Annotated in this window: 15 protein-coding genes; 5 read left to right on the top strand and 10 right to left on the bottom strand. The window is 42.4% G+C overall.

The window, feature by feature from the left end:
* Positions 1-124: 124 nt before the first annotated feature.
* Complete coding sequence (locus RMY31_RS29745) at positions 125-706, bottom strand: hypothetical protein (RefSeq protein ID WP_322663936.1); 582 nt, start codon at positions 704-706, stop codon at positions 125-127.
* A gap of 29 nt (positions 707-735) precedes the next feature.
* Positions 736-2,289, bottom strand: a complete 1,554-nt coding sequence (locus tag RMY31_RS29740; RefSeq protein ID WP_322663938.1) for a GTP-binding protein — start codon at positions 2,287-2,289, stop codon at positions 736-738.
* Positions 2,290-2,532: 243 nt separating this feature from the next.
* Between RMY31_RS29740 and RMY31_RS29735 the strand changes: the two genes are divergently transcribed.
* Positions 2,533-3,057 carry a DUF937 domain-containing protein gene (locus RMY31_RS29735; protein ID WP_322663940.1) on the top strand — a complete coding sequence of 175 codons (525 nt, stop codon included), beginning with the start codon at positions 2,533-2,535 and terminating at the stop codon, positions 3,055-3,057.
* A 123-nt stretch (positions 3,058-3,180) separates the two neighbouring features.
* Here the strand turns inward: RMY31_RS29735 and RMY31_RS29730 are convergent, their stop codons facing one another.
* Positions 3,181-3,711 carry a pentapeptide repeat-containing protein gene (locus RMY31_RS29730; RefSeq protein WP_322663942.1) on the bottom strand — a complete coding sequence of 177 codons (531 nt, stop codon included), beginning with the start codon at positions 3,709-3,711 and terminating at the stop codon, positions 3,181-3,183.
* Positions 3,712-3,955: 244 nt separating this feature from the next.
* On the opposite strand from RMY31_RS29730, the gene RMY31_RS29725 reads away from it, so the two are divergent.
* Entirely contained in the window at positions 3,956-4,846 is an 891-nt protein-coding gene (locus RMY31_RS29725) for a hypothetical protein (protein ID WP_322663944.1), read from the top strand.
* A 102-nt stretch (positions 4,847-4,948) separates the two neighbouring features.
* Here the strand turns inward: RMY31_RS29725 and RMY31_RS29720 are convergent, their stop codons facing one another.
* The 4 genes from RMY31_RS29720 to RMY31_RS29705 all read right to left on the bottom strand — a co-directional run bounded on the left by RMY31_RS29720 (position 4,949) and on the right by RMY31_RS29705 (position 10,850).
* Complete coding sequence (locus RMY31_RS29720; protein ID WP_322663946.1) at positions 4,949-5,803, bottom strand: sulfite exporter TauE/SafE family protein; 855 nt, start codon at positions 5,801-5,803, stop codon at positions 4,949-4,951.
* Positions 5,804-6,006: 203 nt separating this feature from the next.
* On the bottom strand, positions 6,007-8,613 hold the full coding sequence (locus tag RMY31_RS29715) for a polynucleotide kinase-phosphatase (protein WP_322663948.1): 2,607 nt from the start codon (positions 8,611-8,613) through the stop codon (positions 6,007-6,009).
* A gap of 63 nt (positions 8,614-8,676) precedes the next feature.
* Positions 8,677-9,471 carry a HEAT repeat domain-containing protein gene (locus RMY31_RS29710; protein WP_322663950.1) on the bottom strand — a complete coding sequence of 265 codons (795 nt, stop codon included), beginning with the start codon at positions 9,469-9,471 and terminating at the stop codon, positions 8,677-8,679.
* On the bottom strand, positions 9,468-10,850 hold the full coding sequence (locus RMY31_RS29705; RefSeq protein ID WP_322663952.1) for a 3' terminal RNA ribose 2'-O-methyltransferase Hen1: 1,383 nt from the start codon (positions 10,848-10,850) through the stop codon (positions 9,468-9,470). Before RMY31_RS29705 ends, RMY31_RS29710 begins: the two co-directional genes overlap by 4 nt.
* Before the next feature lie 496 nt (positions 10,851-11,346).
* On the opposite strand from RMY31_RS29705, the gene RMY31_RS29700 reads away from it, so the two are divergent.
* Positions 11,347-14,151, top strand: a complete 2,805-nt coding sequence (locus RMY31_RS29700) for a tetratricopeptide repeat protein (RefSeq protein ID WP_322663954.1) — start codon at positions 11,347-11,349, stop codon at positions 14,149-14,151.
* A gap of 337 nt (positions 14,152-14,488) precedes the next feature.
* The gene (locus RMY31_RS29695; protein WP_322663956.1) at positions 14,489-15,313 is read left to right on the top strand and encodes a hypothetical protein; all 825 of its coding nucleotides are present in this window, start codon (positions 14,489-14,491) and stop codon (positions 15,311-15,313) included.
* A gap of 566 nt (positions 15,314-15,879) precedes the next feature.
* On the opposite strand, the gene RMY31_RS29690 is transcribed toward RMY31_RS29695, so the two are convergent.
* The 3 genes from RMY31_RS29690 to RMY31_RS29680 all read right to left on the bottom strand — a co-directional run bounded on the left by RMY31_RS29690 (position 15,880) and on the right by RMY31_RS29680 (position 19,200).
* Complete coding sequence (locus RMY31_RS29690; RefSeq protein ID WP_322663957.1) at positions 15,880-16,857, bottom strand: aldo/keto reductase; 978 nt, start codon at positions 16,855-16,857, stop codon at positions 15,880-15,882.
* A gap of 102 nt (positions 16,858-16,959) precedes the next feature.
* Positions 16,960-17,718, bottom strand: coding sequence for a circadian clock KaiB family protein (locus RMY31_RS29685; protein WP_322664006.1), 759 nt, complete (start codon positions 17,716-17,718; stop codon positions 16,960-16,962).
* A 180-nt stretch (positions 17,719-17,898) separates the two neighbouring features.
* Positions 17,899-19,200, bottom strand: a complete 1,302-nt coding sequence (locus RMY31_RS29680) for a type IV pilus twitching motility protein PilT (RefSeq protein WP_322663959.1) — start codon at positions 19,198-19,200, stop codon at positions 17,899-17,901.
* Between the two features lie 716 nt (positions 19,201-19,916).
* Here RMY31_RS29680 and RMY31_RS29675 point away from each other — a divergent pair.
* Positions 19,917-20,291 carry a hypothetical protein gene (locus RMY31_RS29675; protein WP_322663961.1) on the top strand — a complete coding sequence of 125 codons (375 nt, stop codon included), beginning with the start codon at positions 19,917-19,919 and terminating at the stop codon, positions 20,289-20,291.
* Positions 20,292-20,344: the final 53 nt, after the last annotated feature.

Below are 20,344 nucleotides of genomic sequence, written 5' to 3'. Positions count from 1 at the left end.
CAATCGTAGATAGCTTGGCGGAATTTTTCTAGTTGTGTCAGGATCATCACGTCAATGATTTATCGATTACTTTCATTGACTTTACGGCAGTCAGCAGTAACACTGACTGCTTTTCTCTAGCCTTTTAGTCCAAAGTCCAGTCAGGAACGCGATAAAGTTTAATATTTTCTGTAACCAGCTTCTGTTCTCTATGAAGTGTACCAAATTTCCAATCATCGCCATTAGTAACTGCTCCATATAAAATAGACGATTGATTATCTAAAGATTTATCCAGAGCTATTAATTCTACTGCTAACTGTGTAAATCCCCTTCTTATATCTGATTGTTTGGCTTTTATTACTAATAGTGAGTTAGATTTATGCAAGTAATAATCCAAAGTTCCTTTGAGCTTGTCATTTACATTCAGGGGATACTCACTATATAGTTGAGCCTGTGTCTGGTCGTATATTTCAGCAAGGATAGGAGCAATCAAAAATTCTCTAATTGATATTTCTGCTATAGGATTAAAAAGTCTTATATTACGTTGTAAATATTCTTGCAAAAACTCCAAGTATTTAATTTCATCAGAATACCTGGACAAAACCAAACTTGTACGTTCATAGCTATACTCAAATTCAGCCACAATCTCTGCTGTGGAATTAGTTAGTTGAAAATATTGGCTAAAGGTATAACTCTGGTCAGGTTTTAAGATGTTGTGTTTGCTCATGTTTGCGGTATATGATAATACTATAAATATTAATTTTGAGCTTCTTCATCATGTTCAATTACCTCAGATTTATCTGTTAACGGCTTAACTACTCGCGCGATCGCTTCTTGTACAAAAGCTTTAATAAATTCATCTCTGCGATTAATTTGAAACTGTCGTTGCACAACTTCTGTCATGCCACCATCGCCCCAATCTTGGTCATGACGAAAATATTCAATAAAACTTTTACCAGCAATCCGCGTTAAATAAGCTGCGGTTACGCCTTGAATTGCCCTACCCACAATAAAAGTGGCAGGATTAGTTTGCAAAGCGGTAGAAAGTAATTGGATCGCTCCCTTGACTATACCCAGACTGGCGATGGTTTTTGCTAAAGAAAGGGCTAACTCTCGTCCCCGTTCCATATTCAGTTCGCAGCCATAGACTTTGCCAATTTCTACAACCATTTGAGCATTGACAGCAGCTGTTGCCAATAAATCGACAACTGGTAGGGGCATGACAGATACTACACCAGCACCAATCCATTGAAACCGTTCCACAATTTTGTCGGCTTGACGGCGACGTTGGCTATCAATGAGTTTTCGCGCTTCCTCTCCTAGTCGCAACGATTGCAGGAGAATGTTATCTGCTACCAAATCTTCACCCTCAGCCCTTAAAATAGCTGCCATCCGCCGCAGCAACGGTACAATATCTGCTTCTGGCTGGAAGGTTTCGCCAGTTTCTAATTGTGCAGATTGGGGATTAGCCGCGATCGCAACTACATCACTGGTTGCAATAAATCCCCGCACCCGTTGACGCAACCGTGCTAAAATAGCTTCCTTATCATCATCTGTGTATAAATCAGTTTTGTTGAGAACAAGCAGCGATCGCTTGCCAATTTCCGCTAAACCCCGCAGTGGTTCATATTCCGAACGCCGCAGGTCATTATCTACCACAAATAATAGTAAATCTGCTGAAGTGGCTAGTTCTCTTGCTAACTGTTCCCGTTCCGTTCCTGCTACCCCTGCTTCTAAAATCCCTGGCGTATCTGTAATTAAAATCTTGCGTTCCAATCCTTTCAGCCGCAGACAATAGGTTTCACCAACCTGAGTTGTACCCATAGGCGCATCCACTTGACCCACCATGCGTCCCATAATTGCATTCACTAGGGATGTTTTGCCAGCACTCCCCGTACCAAACACTACTACTTGAATTTCACCGCGTGCTAAATTGACTTCAATTTCCCGCGATCGACTTAATAAAGCTTGCCGTGTTACTTCATCTTGAATTTGCGCTACCTGTTGTCGCACAGCTTGTAGCGTGGTAGAAGCCGCATCAGATTTGGCAGCCGGAATTTGCGCCGGAGTCACACGAGGGCGATTACGGCGAGAACGTTTCTCTCCAGCCTGCATTACCAGCACGTAATAGATAAAAGCTGCAACTAAGGCTCCTATGAGGACAACCAGCAGTAACAACAGCAAATTGCCTAATAAGGGAGAATAAGATAACTGCCAATAGAGGCGTGATAGAGAATCTATCAGCCACAGGGCTAACCCCAAAATGACGATTAGACCAACAATCAGCGTGACTATGCGGGACAGAGGCATGGGTGGCAAAAATTAGTGGGTATTCAGTAGGCAGATGCTTCTAATATTAATAGTTTCAATCTTTTTTATCAGAGCAGAAAGTAGGAAATATAGATCCTAGGGAAGTTGTGACGCGTGCAAATTTAGGGCATTAAAGAAAGTACATCCCTAGGCAGGCTTGGTTTGTATAGCCTTAGATTTGAAGTTTGAGGATTTGACAAATCAGTCTTGGGAAAGAGAAAAACATAGAAACAAAACAAACTTATGGGACTTTTCGATCAAATTCTCGGTGCTGTCAGCAATCCCAATCAACAAGGGAGCTTGGGTCAAATTGGAAGTATTATCAACGCTGTGGATCAATTGAGCGATCGCACTGGGGCAGATCCCTCAACGATACAATCTGTATTGGGTGTTGTGGGTAACTATGTGCGTTCTTCTTTACAAGAAAAGCAAGCTACAAGTGGTAATGAAGAAGCTCAAGCTTTGGTCAATCAATATAGTGGCACTTCCCCCAATCCTCAAGCTGTTGACTCCCTCTTCTCTCCAGCAATGCAGCAACAGGTGTCTGAGATAGCTGCTCAGCGCACTGGCTTGGATGCTGGTACTATCCAACAATTGCTGCCTTTAGCAGTACCTGTAGTGCTGAATTTCCTGCAATCTGGTGCAAACGCCCAGAATCCTCAAGTCGGCGGGAATCCCGTACTCAATTCCTTCTTGGATGCAGATAGAGATGGCGATGTTGATATCGCAGATGCCATCCAGATGGCTAGCCAGTATATGAGAAGGTAAGCAAAAAGGGGAGTAGGGAGTAGGGATATGAGGAAACGGAAAGTTCTTTCCCCGCGTCCCCCGAAGTTTGCTCAACGGGGGGAACCCCCGCACGCAACTTCTCTCCGCGTCCCCTCGTCTCTGTCACCCATTCTCATCCAAAATTGTTCCCTCTATATTTGCTCCATCCAAATTTGCACCGCTCAAATTAGCTTCGTTCAAATCTGCATTGGTGAGATTGGCCTGAGTCAGATCGGCGACAGTTAAATCTGCACCACTCAGGTCGGCTTTATCTAGATTCGCCGCATTCAAATTTGCCTCATGCAACTCTGCTTCGCTAAGATTAGCTTCAATTAGATTAGCGACAGTCAAATCAGCTTGACTCAAATTAGCTCCATCTAAAATTGCGCCATCTAAAATCGCTCCATCCAAGATGGCTCCAGCTAAGTTACTACTAGTGAGGTTGGCATCGCTCAAATTAGCTCCGTTCAAGTCTGCCTCAATCAGGCTAGTTTGCGCTAAATTAGCATGGCTGAGATTAGCTCCGTCTAGGATAGCTCTATCCAAAATTGCTCCACTGAGGTTAGCTTCCCTCAAGTTTGCTTCGCTTAGGTTGACAGCAGTAAAGTCTCTTACGCCTGCGGCATAGTTTTTCAGGAGTTCATCTGCTTTCATATCGTCGCTGTGTAAAGAACGTTTAGTTGAGAGACATCCAAAAAAGAAAATCCTCAGCACGCGCAACATAAGGATTATTGTGGTGACAAGCTTTATCTAGAATAGCCATCTGGAAATTATTGAGCTACTACCTGGAGTAATGAATTTATTTCTTACCTAGGAAGGATATTTAAGGATTGGAAAATTTAAATATTGGTGCAAAGCGATCGCTATACTCAATTGTGGTGTTCGTCTGGCACAGGTTATGGCAAAACCAATTCGGATTCTTTTGCAGACTACGATTCCCACAACGGAAGATGATTGGAGCATTTTTCGTTTCTCTCTGTTACAAAATTATCTGGCATCGATTCAAGACGAAGCAGGAAATCCCTTATTTGAAGTGACAGCACGCGATTATGAATCAGATGCAGAGGGTAACGATCCAGTTTTAAGCACTCTTGACAAATCAGATTTTGATGAACTTTGGCTGTTTGCCATAGAAGTCGATAAAGGTTTAACTGAAAAGGACATTGCTGGAATAAATGCTTTTCGGCAACGCGGCGGCGGTATTTTAACGACTCGCGATCATCAAGATATGGGCTGTTCGATGTGCGGTTTAGTTGATATTGGAGATGTTCACTATTTCAACACCAAAAATCCTGACCCTGATGAGTCTCGCTGGAGCCGAGATGATTCGTACACAACTTATATTTCTTGGCCTAATTATCATTCTGGAGCAAACGGCGACTATCAAAAAATTACCATTGTTGAACCTGTTCACGAACTGTTAAAAAATTCTAATTCAGCTTCCGTAACCATCGATTTTTTTCCGGCACACCCTCACGAAGGCGGCATAGGAGCGCCTTTAAACAATCCAAATGCACGGGTAATTGCTTTGGGAAAAAGTTTAGTTACAGGTCGTAAATTCAATCTTGTGGTAGCGATAGAACATCACAAAGATGCACAAGGTAATTTTCTGGGACGTGCAGTAGCTAATTCCAGTTTTCATCATTTAGTAGATTACAACTGGGATGTTGAAAAAGGCTGTCCTACTTTTGTGGATGAAGCACCAGGAGATGGAATGAAAAAAGAGCCACGCGCCTTAGAAGATATCAAAACTTATGTGCGTAATGTCGCTTTGTGGCTGGCAAATTGAATAAAGTCGGGTGCGTTGATGAAGATAACGCACCTTCCTCTAAACTCGTAGCTCTATTGTAGTTTCAGAAGTCGCCTAAATTTGATAGGAGTTTTGGAATCATTAGTCGTGGGATTTGGCTTTGTCAAAAACCCGAAACGCGGAGATATTCAAGATTACCCCTAGCGTGACTTTTAGTACTGCTGCTGGAACAATCCCGACAAGCATTCCTCCAATGACGGCTCCAATCACCGAACCTACTCCCATAGGAGCAACAGTATTGCTCAAAGCTGTGCGGTCTGTAAAAGCTCCTCGACTAGCATATTTAACAACACCCACCAGCACAGTTGGCAAGCTGACCAAAAGACTGGCTGTACCTGCTGTTTTAATATCTGCACCAAAAGCAAAAACAAGCGTTGGGATAATTATTTCACCTCCTGCAACTCCAAGCAGGCTGCTCACCAGTCCAATTGCCAGACCAAACAGCATACCTGCTGGAATACGCCAGCCCAAAGCCGGAGGTAGAAGGGCTGGTATTTGTTGAGGAAGAAAGCCCTCAACTATTAGGACAACGCCAATTAATACCAATAGCACTAAGATGATTCTCTCAAGTTGCTCATTTGAGAGCCTTCCTGCCATTGCTGCCCCAAAAAAAGCAGTGATAACCGCTCCGCAAATTAAGGACAAGACCGCAGGTAACAACGGAATCACTAGACTGAAGGAGAGCGTACTGCCCCGAATTGCTAGAGATGCAGCAATTGTCACCAAACTTACAGCTAGGTTCAAGGGTACAGCTTGCCGTACTGAATAACTCAATACACCAGCCAAGACTGGCAGCCGAAACTCTGCACCACCCAAGCCAATCAGCCCTCCTAATACTCCAATCGGCACAGCATAGAGAAAGGATAATCGGAAACGACGCACTTGCAAGACATTGACTGTTGGCTCTAGTGCAGACGATGAGTTATTCTTTTTCATTAGCTTTCTGCGTTTTAGTGCTTAAAAATACAGCTTTGCTGGGGCTGTGTCTAGCAAAGCTGTAATACCATTTCCCAAAAAAAAATAATGATACAGATCCAAACCCAGAAACCTAGACTAAATGGGACTTTCTTAATTACGAATTACGAATTACGAATTACGAATTGGTATAACCGGAAATGTGCTTCAAGTGCTTCTTTCACTCATAGTCGCGGATCTACAGGTTCGCTCTCTAATGCCAGAATACCGAAAACGCATTCATGCACGCGGCGCAGAGGAGCATGGGTGACAAATCGCTCCAAGGCTTCAACACCCAAGGCAAACTCACGCATAGCCAAAGAACGTTTGTGAGATAATCCTCTTTGGCGCAAGCGTAGCAGATTCTCTGGGGTTGAGTATTCCGGGCCGTAGATTATCCGCAGATATTCTTGTCCGCGACACTTCACCGCAGGCTGTAGGATACCGCGACTACCTTTGACAATAAATTGCATTGGCTTGACGACCATCCCTTCACCTCCTGCTGCGGTGAGTTTTTCCCACCAATGTACTCCCTCTGCTTGGCTGCTGGGGTCTGTCAAATCTATTACTTTGTAGCCAGTAGCTAGGAGTAGGGCGGGGTCTGATTGGCAGATTTTTGCTATTTGCTCCATGTGCCAGCGATGGTCTTTGTCAACATGGACAGCTTTCTCTGTTGCCAAAATGTGGAAGGGAGCGAGTTTCAGTTGTGAAATATCTGTAACTGTCCAACAGTAGCGACGGTAGGCAGTGACGTATTGCTGTGCCATCTCTGCACGTTGCTGGTAGTGATTGAGTTGGCTACTGATTTCCACGCCGCGATCGCTTGCTTGTTGTAGTAAACTAACAGCATCATTGAGAGCAACGCGCGATGCTACACCAACAGGTGCATACTGTTCTCGCAGTAGTCCTTGAGCCTTAGCTGACCAAGGCATTAATTCACAATCCAGACACACCCAATCGGTCTGAAATTCTTCCCAAAAACCACTTTGAGAAAGGGCAGCATTTACCCGCGCCAATAGTTCTGTTTCTAATGCTGGATTATCAAAAAAGCGCCTTCCTGTGCGGGTGTAGCAAATGCCGATTCCTTCATTCACCACACCAAACCGTTTTTCGGCGGCTGCTAAATCTCGACAAACAACCAACACTGCTCGTGAACCCATGTGTTTTTCTTCGCATACAACTTCCGTAATTCCTGGGTTTTGGTAGTAAGCAAAGGCTTGCGTCGGATGTTCCAAAAATCCTGATGCTTGGGATGTTTCTACAGGGGACATGGTGGGCGGTAGGTAAATCAACCATTTAGGATTAGCAGCAAAACGGCTCATCACTTCTAAAGCTGCGATCGCATTTTCTTCCCGAATGGTAATGTTGTTCTTAAGTTGGGTGTTGATGATACGTTTACCCAGTACATCGTCAATGTGCAAGACATCATCAAGTTCTTGCTGGGATGTGCGAGTTACTGTGTTTTGTACCAAAGGTTTCACAGGTTCGCAGTAAGTGCGGGCGGCGGGTACACTCACCAATTCTTTTTCTGGATAGCGTAGGGCAGTTAATTTACCACCAAAAACACAGCCTGTATCAATATCAATAGTGTTATTCAGCCATTCCGCTTCTGGTACAGGGGTGTGTCCGTAAACCACTATCGCTTCACCCCGATACTCTCCAGCCCAGTTGTAGCGCACAGGTAAACCAAACTCATCAATTTCGCCAGTACTTTCCCCATAAAGGGCAAACTCACGCACCCCACCAGAACCGCGTCCTTGCATTTCCTGTTTCATCCCGGCGTGCGCCACCACTAGCCGCCCTTCATCTAAGAGGTAGTGACTAATTAGGGAATCGAGAAACTTTTGCAGTTCTTTGGTAAATGGTTCACGCACTTCATCAGGTAACGCCTCAATCTCCGCTAGGGTTTGCTCTAGCCCATGATTTACCCGGACATTCTTGCCGCGTAGTTTCCGCAACAGCTTGTTTTCATGATTACCAGGAACGCAAAAAGCCGTACCTGCATTAACCATGTTTCGCACCAGCTTGACTGTATCTAAGATACGCGGCCCTCTGTCTACTAAATCACCAAGAAAAACAGCCCTGCGTCCTTCGGGGTGGTGGTAGGTTGGGTAGTCCCAAGATGGAGCAGACAATTCTTCCCCTCTGCTCCCCTGCTCCCCTGCCCCCCTGCCCTTCTCATAGCCTAATTGTTGAAGTAATGCTTCAAGTTCATCGCAACAGCCGTGAATGTCACCGATGATATCAAAGGGGCCGTGTTCGTGCTTCAGGTTGTTCCAAAGAGGTTGGCGTTCGATTTCAATGGATTCAATTGCTTCTAAAGAGTTGAGAGTGTAGACATAGCGGAAGCCTTCCTTTTCTAAACCCCGCAGAGAACGCCGCAACATTTGGGTATGACGACGCACCACATGGGGGCCAAACTGGCGATCGCTACGTTGTTGGTTGCGTTCGTGGCATAATTCTTCTGGTAGGTCGAGAACAATCGCGATCGCAAAACAATGATATTGTCGTGCCATTTGCAGCAGATGTTTGCGGTCTTCCATCTGCACGTTGGTAGCATCGATTACTGTCAGTTTAGCTGCTGCTAGTCGTTTGGCAGTAATAAAGTGCAGTAACTCAAAAGCATCTTTAGAGACAGCCTGGTTATTTTCGTTATTTGACACCAACCCGCGACAAAAGTCTGAAGATAGGACTTCAAAGGGTTGAAAATGCTTACGGGCAAAGGTTGATTTACCGGAACCAGAAGCACCGATAAGGACAATGAGAGAAAGTTCGGGGATAGTTATTTTCATATTTTTAACGCAAAGGAGCGCAGAGTAAGCGCAGAGAGTAAAAGAGTTTTGAAATATAGTTTCTTAAGTTTCTTCTCGGCAATTATTTATAGCGTTTTCTAGCAAGTTATTATTGTCAGTCCACCATTGTTTTAATTGCATCAACGCTGGATAAAGTCTTGAGTCTGCCATTTCTTCTGCTGCTTCAACAGCAAGTAGACCAACATAGTCAGATGATAATTCTTCTATTAAGCGAGTTAATATGCGTGAGTCTTTTCTTTTAGCTAAACCGACTAACGCTTCTGCATATATTTCATAATTTTTTTCAGTATTCTCATTCATAAAACGCTGATAAAGTGCTTCTCGAATAGCTGTTGTATCAGTTTCAATTTGTGAGCCTAATCCAAAAGTTGCCCAATTTCGTACCTCATCGTCTTGATCTGAAGACAATTCAATGAGGGTGTTAATTGCTAATTTGTCTTCATATCCTAAAAGACCAAAGACAACGCCATAACGCACAGATGAACAGGGGTGGTTTTTCAGTCGAACTAATGAAGAAATCGCTCTAGCATCGTGTAGGTGTCCGAATGCAACTGCAATTGAGTTGAGGACATCAGCATTTTGCTCACACTCAAGCAATTTTAATAGAATTGCTAAACACTCATCAGGAAAAGTTCGATCAGGTATTCCAAGTTGACCTAATATATCAGCCCCTAATTCTCTTTCTTGTGGGTTTTGACTGGCGCACAACTTTGACGCAGCTGCAAAAACTTCTTGATTTCCACGAAAGTGCAAGATACTCACTGCATCTTCATCTTTTTCCGTTAACGCAAGTTTGATCAGTTCTTGGGTTGACCGAGAATCAGTTTGCAGACTCATCTTGTAAACACCCCCATTTGTGTAGGCGAACCTACTTCTGGATCTTCTGTTCCTACTGGTTGAAATTGCACAGTATAACCAAAGCGTTCTGAAACTTGGTTTGCCCAAGTCTGGAACTCTTGGCGCGTCCATTCAAAGCGGTGGTCTTTATGTCGCAGTTTTCCGGCGGGAAGGTTTTCAAATTTGATGTTGTACTCAATATTTGGTGTTGTTACTACTACTGTTTTTGGTTGAGCAAACTCAAACAAAACCCGCTCAAATCCCCCCAAGCGTGGTAAATCAAGATGCTCAATTACCTCAATCACCGTTGCAGCATCGTAGCCATTGAGGCGTTTATCTTGGTAAGTAAGTGCGCCTTGGATGAGTTTTATACGTTCCCATTGATTGCGGGGAAGGCGCAAGCGGTCTAATCTTTCTTGGGCAACTTCTAGCGCCCTGTAAGAAACATCAACACCTGTAACTTGTTCAAAAAAGCTATCTTTGAGCAAGATTTTCAACAGATTTCCCTGACCGCAGCCTAAATCAATTACTTTCTTTGCATTACTTTGTTTCAAAGCAGTAATTACAGCATTCATCCGTTGCTGATTTAGGCTGATGGGTTTTTCTACTGCTGCTTCTTCTTGGGCATGGCTTTCTTCCGCACTATCGGGGTCGAGATTATCTTCCTCTGCAAGTTGGGCTAAAGCAAGACGAGTCAAGCGCTGCTGTCGTTTGAGGTAACGCCGAGTAATTTGTTCTCGCGCTGGATGCTGAGTTAACCAACCTTCACCATGACGGAATAACTTTTCGATTTCCTCATCGTCTACCCAGTAATGTTTATCGTCATCCAACACTGGAATCAAAACATAGAGATGACTTAACAAATCGCTTAAAGTTACTGTGTGCTGAAGTTCAACGGTAAAGTATTGGCTTTGTCCCCAATCAGGAAATTCCTCATCTAAAGTGTAACCTTGGGCACTTACACTGTAACCCAACGGCTCAAACAACTCCCGTAAAAAACTTTCACCACCGCGACAGGGTAAGACAGATATTTTTGCCACTAACGGTAAAGGAGTTTGTACTAGTTCTGGTAAGTCTTTGCAGCGACCTCCTAAAGCAGTGCTAAATACTTGAGCGATCGCTACACTTAAAAATGAAGAAGCAACATAAGGGCGATCGTTGACATATTGTTCTAGCCTAGCACTACGCCCGCGCACCAACTTTACTGGGTCAACATCCAACAACAACGCAGCCGTACATTGCTGTGTACTGGCTTCCGGGTAAAAGACATGTGCCTGTCCAAAACTCAGAGAAAAGGACTGACAGCGGTCTGGGTGTTTATGCAACAAGTAGCCTAACTCCGTTGCCGGGGAGTGTGTTGTGGTGATAGTGAGCAGCATTAAACCCAAAAATTACGAATTACGAATTACGAATTAGATAAATACCGCTTCAGGGTAAGCGATTACGGAAAGAAATGATGGTGTTGTTGAGGAATATTAAGTTTGTGGTTGGAAAGCTGTCGTTAAACAATTGTTTGTAAGTAATCGAACAGAATTAATTACACAATGTCATTGCGCTAAGCGAAGCCATGCCCAAAGGGCTTTATGCAGCGAAGCGAAATGTAGACGCGCCTTCTTCGGCTTCCCGCAGGGTAGCAATCGCAAGGGCTAGGATTGCTTCGCTTCTCCTGTCGGAGACGCTGCGCGTAGCTTGCTTAAAAGCAGGGGTACGAGACGCTAACGCGAACGCTCGCAATCACTGTAATTATTTTTGTGTGGTTACTTAGAAGATAAAGCAGTAATTTTGATGTAGATATAGGAAATGAGCGATTTCAAGTGTTGAGTCATAGTGATTGAAACTACAATCAATACAGAATAACGCTTGTATCCAGACCAGATGAAGAATCAGCAATACTACATTTCTCGTAAACCCGCTGAGGACTTTCTAAAAACCTTTGCCAAAGCTCTAACAGAACCAGATTCGCACCCTTTGCTGTTTCATATCTATGGTATTGGAGGTATCGGCAAAAGCACCTTGCTAGATGCACTGGAACACGCTTACAAGCAGCAGGCACATATTGTCAAGTTTGACTTCAGTGGTAAGACTCTCAGTAATGAAACCCCACTGAAAGTTATGACTCATTTGTATGAGCAAATACCTACACCCGATATTTGGAAACAAGATTTATTTAAGTCTGACCCCTTTAAGCAACTCATTAAGCAGTACAACGAAACATTAGAGGAACTCACAACGAAACCTGTTGAGGGAAAGGAAACTGTTGAGCAAGAACAACGCGACCTTGTAAAAGAATTAAATTCTGCTGCGGTCTATGGACTAGGAGCATTTTTCTTATCTCCAATTGAGCCTGTGAATGCAATGAGTTCGGGAGTATCGGCTGTTGCTGAGACAACAAAAGGAACTGGATCGGGGTTGAGCGCCATTAAAGAGCGTCTGCTATTGAAACATCCAGCAACTAAGCAAGATAATAAATTACAAGAACTGATGTTGGAACCCATACCACAGATGACTAAAGCATTTGTGGAAGGGTTAATCCAATTCCAAAATTCCCGACTGTTACCACTAACAAAGGCACAAAAACAGCCGATTTTACTAGTGCTAGACCACTATGAAAAAGCCACTTCCGATTTAGATTTATGGGTGGGTGAATATTTACTTAAAGAAGATAATTTGCAATCTAATCCAATTCGGATTGTGGTAGCTGGAAGATATTCTTTGAAAAAGAAGTTTTCTAGAAAGCGGGATTTAATCTATGAGCGACAGTTAGAAAAATTTGATAAAAATCAAACTGAAGAATATTTAAAAAGAATTGGTATTACTGAACCTAAAGAAATTCGCCAAATATATCAAGCTACTGATGGTTTTCCTTTTCACCTAGATTTGATTCGACAGCAGAAGGAAGAAGGTAAAACAATTAACTGTTCTCGTGATAATAAAGAACTTGCTGACCGACTGTTAGAAGGACTGACTACCACGCAAAAACAAGTCGTACAACTGGCTGCTTATTGTCGCTGGTTTGATGAGGCTTTAATTTGGGAATTAGTCGCAGATCACTACATCGATTTTCTAACAGGAGTAGATGCCAATCTCAATTGTTTTGAATGGCTAATTGAGAGAGAATTTGTTGTAGAAGAAGACCAGTTTCGTCTCAATGATGTGACGCGAGATGTTTTGCGACGCTCTCAGTTTAAAGCAAACCAACAAAAATTTCGAGAAACTCATGCTTCCATAGCGAGATATTTTGAGCAACTAGCAGATAGAGAAGTATCCGCAGATAATCCAGAACCAGAGAAATACGAGAATTCTCAATGGTGTGCATACACTGCTGAGTACATATATCATGCCTTATTTGCAGATCGAAAGGGTCAACGGTTGTTACTGAGCCATTTCTTTGCTAGTGCTTACCTAGGTCAAATGGGAATAGTCAGAGTTCCCTTCTTTGCTGTTGCTGCTGAAGGAGAATTTGAGAATAACGAACTCTTGCCCAATGATACACGGAGGTTTCTCAACGATATCAAATTAGCAGTCGAGTTTGGTAACTTCGTGTTAGGTCACGACCCAAATAATTATGAATTTAAAGATGAAAATGGTAATTCTCTTAAGTCACAGATAGAAGCATCTGTGAAAAATTGTATTCATCAAATTGATTTTCTTCAGGGGCTAGCTAAATATACTGGTTTATGTTACAAATCTCTACGCAGTTACCCAAGACAACGAATAGACTTATTGCAAAGAGCTACAAAGCAAGCTGAACAGATTCAGACTAGTATTTATCCTGAATTCAGCAGCAGTTTATTTTTTAATCTGGGCAATGCACTGGTTAACTTAGGTCGTTATGAAGAAGCGATCAATAACTACGATAAAGCATTAGCTATTAAAGATGACTTACCTGAAGCTTGGAGCAACTGTGGTGCTGCATTGCTTAACTTAGGTCGCTATGAAGAAGCAATCAATAACTGCGATAAAGCTTTAGCTATTAAAGATAACTTTCTTGAACCTTGGTTTAACCGAGGTGGTGCATTACTTAGCTTAGGTCACTATGAGGAAGCACTAGCTAGCTACGATAAAGCATTGGCTATTAAAAATGATTTTTCTCTAGCTTGGCATAACCGAGGTCTTGCACTGAATAACTTAGGTCGCTATGAAGAAGCAATCACTAATTATGACAAAGCATTGGCAATAAAAAATGACTATTCTGAGGCTTGGAACAACCGAGGTAATGTAATGGCTAACTTAGGTCGCCATGAAGAAGCAATCGCTAATTACGATAAAGCTTTAAAAATACAATTAGATCATCCTAATATTTTGAACGGCAAAGGTTTGTCCCTGAGTTTATTGGGGCATTATGACGAAGCATTAATTCACCTCAATAAAGCCTTAAAAGCCTTACCTGAATACCCATTATGGTGGGCTAATAAGGGTATTGTACTGGCTCGTGCAGGGCGCTATCAAGAGGCACTCGCTAGTTGTGAGAAAGCACTAGAACTACAACCTAATGATGAGAGTGGTTATTATGGCAAAGCTTGCTATTATGCCTTGCAAGATAATATTGATTTAGCTCTTGAAAACCTGCAACAAGCAATTAATCTTAATCCTCCTCTATGTCGTATTGAAGCAAAAACTAATCCCGATTTTGATAGCATTCGTAATGATGTGCGGTTTCAGGCTTTGCTGAAAGAATAAATGATTAGGTTACACGACAAGATATAGGGCAGACTTAGTTTGTATAGCCAAGCCAGTGCGATTTTGAATGTTCCCCTATAAGCAACTGGCGCGCGATTTGCGATCGCCAGAGCTAGGTGCAAGATATACAGCGAATATCAAGTTGAAGTACGCAACCTAGCTTTCAAAACCTGGTACAAAGCGTGTTTTACTTCTGAATGCTGCTGTAAGTAGAAGCAGAATACAGCAATAAACCTGTGTTAGTTGCAACAAAGGTGTATCCCTCAGCAATTCCGCAATAAAATATTCTACAGGAGCGCTTAAATGTAGCATTGTCTATTGGGAAAGCTTTTTTACCATGAATAGCCTCAAGACAAACAAGAACAAGGGCAATGACAATTCTCAAAGCAGAGGTTTATTTAAGGGACTTAGTCATGCAGGGGTATTCATTTTTCTGATAGCGATCGCTATGCTTGTTAGAAGCTGTAACCTCTTTGATGCAAAGGCAACTTTTACCAAGACATCTGAAGTTGCTAAGAACACAGACGAATTTATCGGTAAACCTGTGACAATTAAAAGCAGAGCGATTCAGAAAATCGGTTTGAGTTCCTTCACAGTCAGCGATGCACAATTCTTTCACGGCGAACCCATTGTAGTTATCAATGCTTCAGGTGTACCTTTCGATCTACCACTCGATCAAAATATCAAAATTCAAGTTACTGGTCAGGTGCGTAATTTGGTGATTCCCGAAATTGAGCGAGAGTTTAGTCTCAACATCCAGGACGAATATTACAGAGATTACATCAATAAACCTGCAATTATTGCTCAATATCTCGTACTAGCGCCTCAACCTGGCCAAATAACGCAAAGTCCCGAACAATACTATCGCCGTCAGGTTGCAGTTACGGGGAAACTCGAAAATATCCGCAGTCCGGTTTTATTAACGCTAGATAAAAACCAATTGTTTGGTGGGCAAGATTTACTAGTTTTATTAAAAGCACCGCCCAAAGTAGCCATAAATCAGGGTCAGACAGTATCGGTAATCGGTGAAGTTCGTCCTTTTGTTGTGACTGAAATTGAGCAAGACTATGACTTCATCTGGGATGTAAATGTGAAAAGGGCGTTAGAAGCTGAGTACGGCAACAGAACTGTTTTAGTTGCTGAAGTTGTCTACCCTTCTTAGGAATTAGAACATACTCCTACACCAACTGAGTACATTACAGTGTAGGCTTCTCAGACAATCCGACCATCAAGTAATTGTTCGTAGTGGTCAGAAATAAGGACAAATTTACAGCTATAAAAAAATAATATTTTCGACTCACTTAAAATTCATGACCAAAGTCATGGGTCTATCTGTGACTTTTGTCTGATTTAATTTTTCTATAAATAAGTTTGAATAGTAATCAGAATGTAGAGTTCATAATTAACTGTGATAAGGGCATTAGGGCGTTATTGCGCCCTTTTATTTTTTAATGTAGTTTCAACTCTTATTAAAGTGTTTTGAAGATTATTTGATATTATTACTTGATGATTTGAGAGTAAGTTTTATGTGATGAAACAGTGATGGTAATCCTATGCCATTTGTAAGAATTACGAATCAAACCTCATCTAACTTAGGAACCAGAGTTTTCTACCAATACTTTGAGATTGCTTCCTTACGTCGCAATGACAGATTTGAATAATTAGAAACTCCAGGTTTCAACATGCACAAGGTTAAAATTGAAATACGCAAATTCACTCAGAAATATTTCACTTAGTCTGAAAGATATTTTGTACCATTTTTTTATCTGTATTTGCAGCCGCTTTATCTAACTCTGCAATCTCGCTAGAGTTTAACTGCCAACCCAAAGCACCAATATTCTCCCGCGCCTGTTCTACACTTTTTGCTCCGGGGATGGGTATGGTTCCTTTACAAATACACCAGTTGATGGCAACCTGTGACATCGTTTTGTTTCTTGATTGTGCCACCTCTTGTAAAGATGCTAAAAGCGATCGCACTCCTGGCAATAACTGCCTAAATAATAAACCTCGGATGCCTTGAGGAAAAGGGCCTTTCTCGGAGAATTTTCCTGTTAATAGCCCCAACGCCAGAGGACTGTAGGCAATCAGTTTGATTCCCATCGCATCACAAATGTCTTTCAGCTCTAGTTGAGTGACAGGATATGTAGACAACAAAGAATACTGGACTTGCAGTGTAGTAATTGGAACTCCTCGTTCAGCAAACTTTTGATGCACGTATTTCAGCCGTTTCGGCCCGTAATTGGAAAGTCCCACTCCCCTAACTAACCCTTGCTGATAAAGGTCGGCAAGACCATCCAAAAGTCCTTCTTCTTGCCAAGGAGCATAGTTCGCTGTAGACCAGTGCATCTGTACCAAATCTACGTTTCTGCCCAAGCGTTGAGCAGATGCCTTACAAGCTCGTATCATTGACTGGCGCGACCATCTCCAAGGGTAAGCAGCAAGCTTGGTAGCAATGCAAATATTCTCTTTACCAAAGCCCTGATATTCTTTAGAAAATCGTCCCAAGAGTAGCTCACTTTGCCCATTTAATCTGCCAGTGCCGTAAGAATCGCCCGTGTCAAATAATGTTACGCCGTTGCTCACACAAAGGTTGAAAACCTCTTGCAACTGCTCATCCATACTTTCGTTATATCCCCAGAGCAATTGGTTTCCCCATGCCCAAGTCCCGCACCCCATAGTTGAAAGGTAGATTTGGCTAGTTTGCATCTTTACTCGGTGTAGATGTCTTGATTACAGAAGCTTTCTAAAAACTTATTATCAGACAATTCATGAGCAAACCCTTACAAAATCCCCAGTCCCCCATTGCTTTCATATTTTTTCTGTAGCACCCAACATCTGTAAAATTTTTTCTGCATTATCCAAATCTCCGACAATGCGCCGAATTGGGTGAGGCCAAACCTTGACGAGGGTAGGAGTTGCAGTTACTTGGTCAATTTCTGCTTGCTCTGGATTAGTTAAAACATCAACAACTTTCATAGTGTAAGGATACCCCAGCGATCGCTCTAACAATTCGTGCAGATTCTGGAGGATGCGTTCGGTGTTAGCACTATGTCCTGCTACAAATAGCCGTAGCACATAACATTGATTTTTTAGCTGTACTTTTCGTGCTGCAATGACTGGTGGACGGTACTTTGGTGCTGGTTCGGAAACGTCTAAGTTAACGATTAAATCGTGATCTTCCCAAAGTTGAGGAAATGAGGAGCGATAAGTGGACAATACCATGCGATCGCATAATCCCTCTTGCCAAGGAGCTGTTTGCCAAGTTAACTCTGTACCAAAAATAGCGTTGAGTACAGCCTGATGTCGGATAACCGCTGGATAAGCTTCTGCAAAAGTTCGTACTTGTTGGCTATGCGGATCTAACCAGTGGTCAATTGTCGCCGTGTAGCAAGGCACTAAAAAGTGAGGTGGTTCTGGTAAGTCTAAGATTTCTTGCAAAGCAGTGCATAAATGCAAATGCCATCGGCCTTGTTTGTTAGGGTCGATGCAGTAAATTAAATCCCCTCCTGGTGTAAATAAGGCAATGCCTTTAAACAACTGGGGTCTAGATAGTTTGTCTGTAGTCAACTCAGTTAAAGGGGCTAAGGAACTCAAAGGTAAAAATAGCAAGGGAGCAGGGGAAGTAGGGGGAGCTGGGGGAGCTGGGGAAGCAGGAGGAAATAATTCTTCACTTCTGCCTTCTGTCCGTTGCCTTCTGCCTCCTGCCTCCTGCCTCCTCAATATTTCACTTTTTACCTTTTACTGTACCTAAACTCGTCCTCGGAGAAATTGTGCCATTTCATTAGGAGTTGGTGACATTTCTAAAGCTGTTTCTTCAGTGATACGTCCATCTTGGTAGAGGTTGAGCAGTGACTGATTCATGGTAATCATGCCATCAAAACTGGCTTGCTTCATCAGCTCGCTAATTTCATCATACTTACCGTCTTTGATCCATTCTTTGATGGCTTCGGTGTTAATTAAGATATCGTGGAACGCAGCCCTCTTACCATCTGTGGTGCGGCACAAACCTTGAGCAATCACTGCCACTAAAGATTCGGAAATTGCTACCCGCATCGCATCCTGTTCCTCACCAGAGTAGAGATTGAGTATCCGCTCAATGGTTTTCACAGCGCTATTGGTGTGCAGGGTTCCCATTACTAAGTGACCAGTCTGGGCGGCTTTTAGGGCGGTGTTGACTGTTTCTTTATCCCGCATTTCCCCCACTAGAATCAAATCTGGATCTTCCCGTAAGGCTGCTTTTAAAGCATTGTCGAATTTCCGGGTGTGCATTCCGACTTCCCGTTGCTTGACAAGGGACTTACGGCTTTGATGGACAAATTCAATTGGGTCTTCAATAGTGATGATATGTTTAGCCATCTCTTTATTGATGTAGTCAATCATCGCTGCCATTGTTGTGGACTTACCAGAACCAGTCGGCCCGGTAACCAAAATTAAACCTTTGTGATGATGACAAATATCCCGAAAAACTGGGGGTAATCTCAACTGTTCCATAGTCAAGATTTTCAGCGGAATCAATCGCAGCACCATTGCTGGCCCTCTGAGGGAGCCAAAAACATTAATCCGTACGCGAGCAAAATCATACTGAGTTGCTCCGTCAAATTCGAGGTGTTCTTCAAACCGCTGAATTTCTGCTTCTGTCATTACCTCCCGCAACCAACTCATCAAACTCTCTTTATCTGTTTCTGGATAATCAGTTGATTGAATTTCTCCTCGGTTGCGGAAGCGAGGCACTTCACCTACACCTAAGTGAATATCAGAATATCCTTGATCGTAAGCTTCTCTGATCAGCTGTGCTAAAGATAATCTCGAAGTGCTATTTTTAGCTGGAATATAATTAGGCATTGGCGGTGGAGTACCTGGGCGATGAGCCGCAGCAGATGCAGAACCGGGAGGAGGTGGCGGTTGGCTGACATTTCTATTTACTGATGCCATATCCAACGTTTGTGTAGACTGGCGCTGTGTCGTTAACGATGGTGGCGGTGGCGGCATTGGAGGCACATTCCGCGGAGCAACAGAGTTGGAATTCGATGGATGCTGTGATTCTGTCATATATCTTAAAAATTTGACCTTCATTAACTCGATCGGTAAGAAGTCTCTATTAGTAACCTCTAGAGTGCTAGAAAGCAGAATTATGACCGTCCGTCCGCTCAGAATTTCAAAGTAACGGTTTGTTACGTTTTATGATTCGTACTTGTATATTTTTTTTCTTTAAATTCCAAGTTTCATTGGGTTGAAAAAAAAATCGCTTACATAAACTTGTTTAGCACACTATATTACTTTGTTACCTTCAGTATTTATATTTAGAATTAGAAGTGTTTTTTATAACTTAAAAATATATTATTAATACTTTATCTTGTTAAATGAGAAAATTTTTCCTGGCGTTCCTACAAGGTGCTAGCAAATAAACAGCCAAATCAATAGCAGATCATTTATTCAGCCTCATCTCAGAATTATGAGAATTAAAGCTTGTTTTTATAAGAAATGTTAAGCATAATCTAAATCAAGAGTTTGAAATCCTCATTAGCAACTAATGCACTTTACCTTCTATTCCTTAAGGTAGATACGAGAAACTAGTTTTCTACATAAATGTAAATTCGACTTTACATTCATAATTACAAAAAATTAACTGTAAACTTTAGTAACTAAATGCTCATTTTCCTAATAGCTTTTTATATACTGAATTTCACTGAAACAATTCAGTTTGCTCGCTACAAGCGAAATATAACTGAAGTCAAATTTTGCTGTGTAACTTAGGAGGAAAAGTCATGGTTTCGGCTCAGAGCTCTAATCTAGGAAAGACCTACTCCTTGATGATGGTCAAAAGCTTCTTAATCTGGACTTTCACGTTGGCAGTATGCTTGTTGGTTGTCGGTTTTCCATTAGTGGTGTTGATGGCTACGGTCGGATGTCTGTTGTCGATAGTGTTGCAATCTGTAATGCCTGTTAGTGCGGTTTTATTTGTAGCAGGCAGTTTGATTATGTTTAATGTCATGGCAGTTGCGATCGCGGCTGGAGTTTTGACAGCTAAGGGTGTACATCCCAGTGATGTCAAATGGTTAAGCTGGTTGCATGGAGAAGAAGACCAAGCGCAGACCACAGTCTATGCTGCTTGTCCTTTAACTTGTGACATCAAACTATAGTTCATCATTGCTAAATACGACAAACAGCGCATCTGCCCGGTTAAGCCGGGTTT

The sequence above is a fragment of the Dendronalium sp. ChiSLP03b genome (assembly GCF_034531165.2).
GTDB classification, from domain to species: domain Bacteria; phylum Cyanobacteriota; class Cyanobacteriia; order Cyanobacteriales; family Nostocaceae; genus Dendronalium; species Dendronalium minutum.
This window is presented reverse-complemented; position numbering and strand designations above follow the sequence as displayed.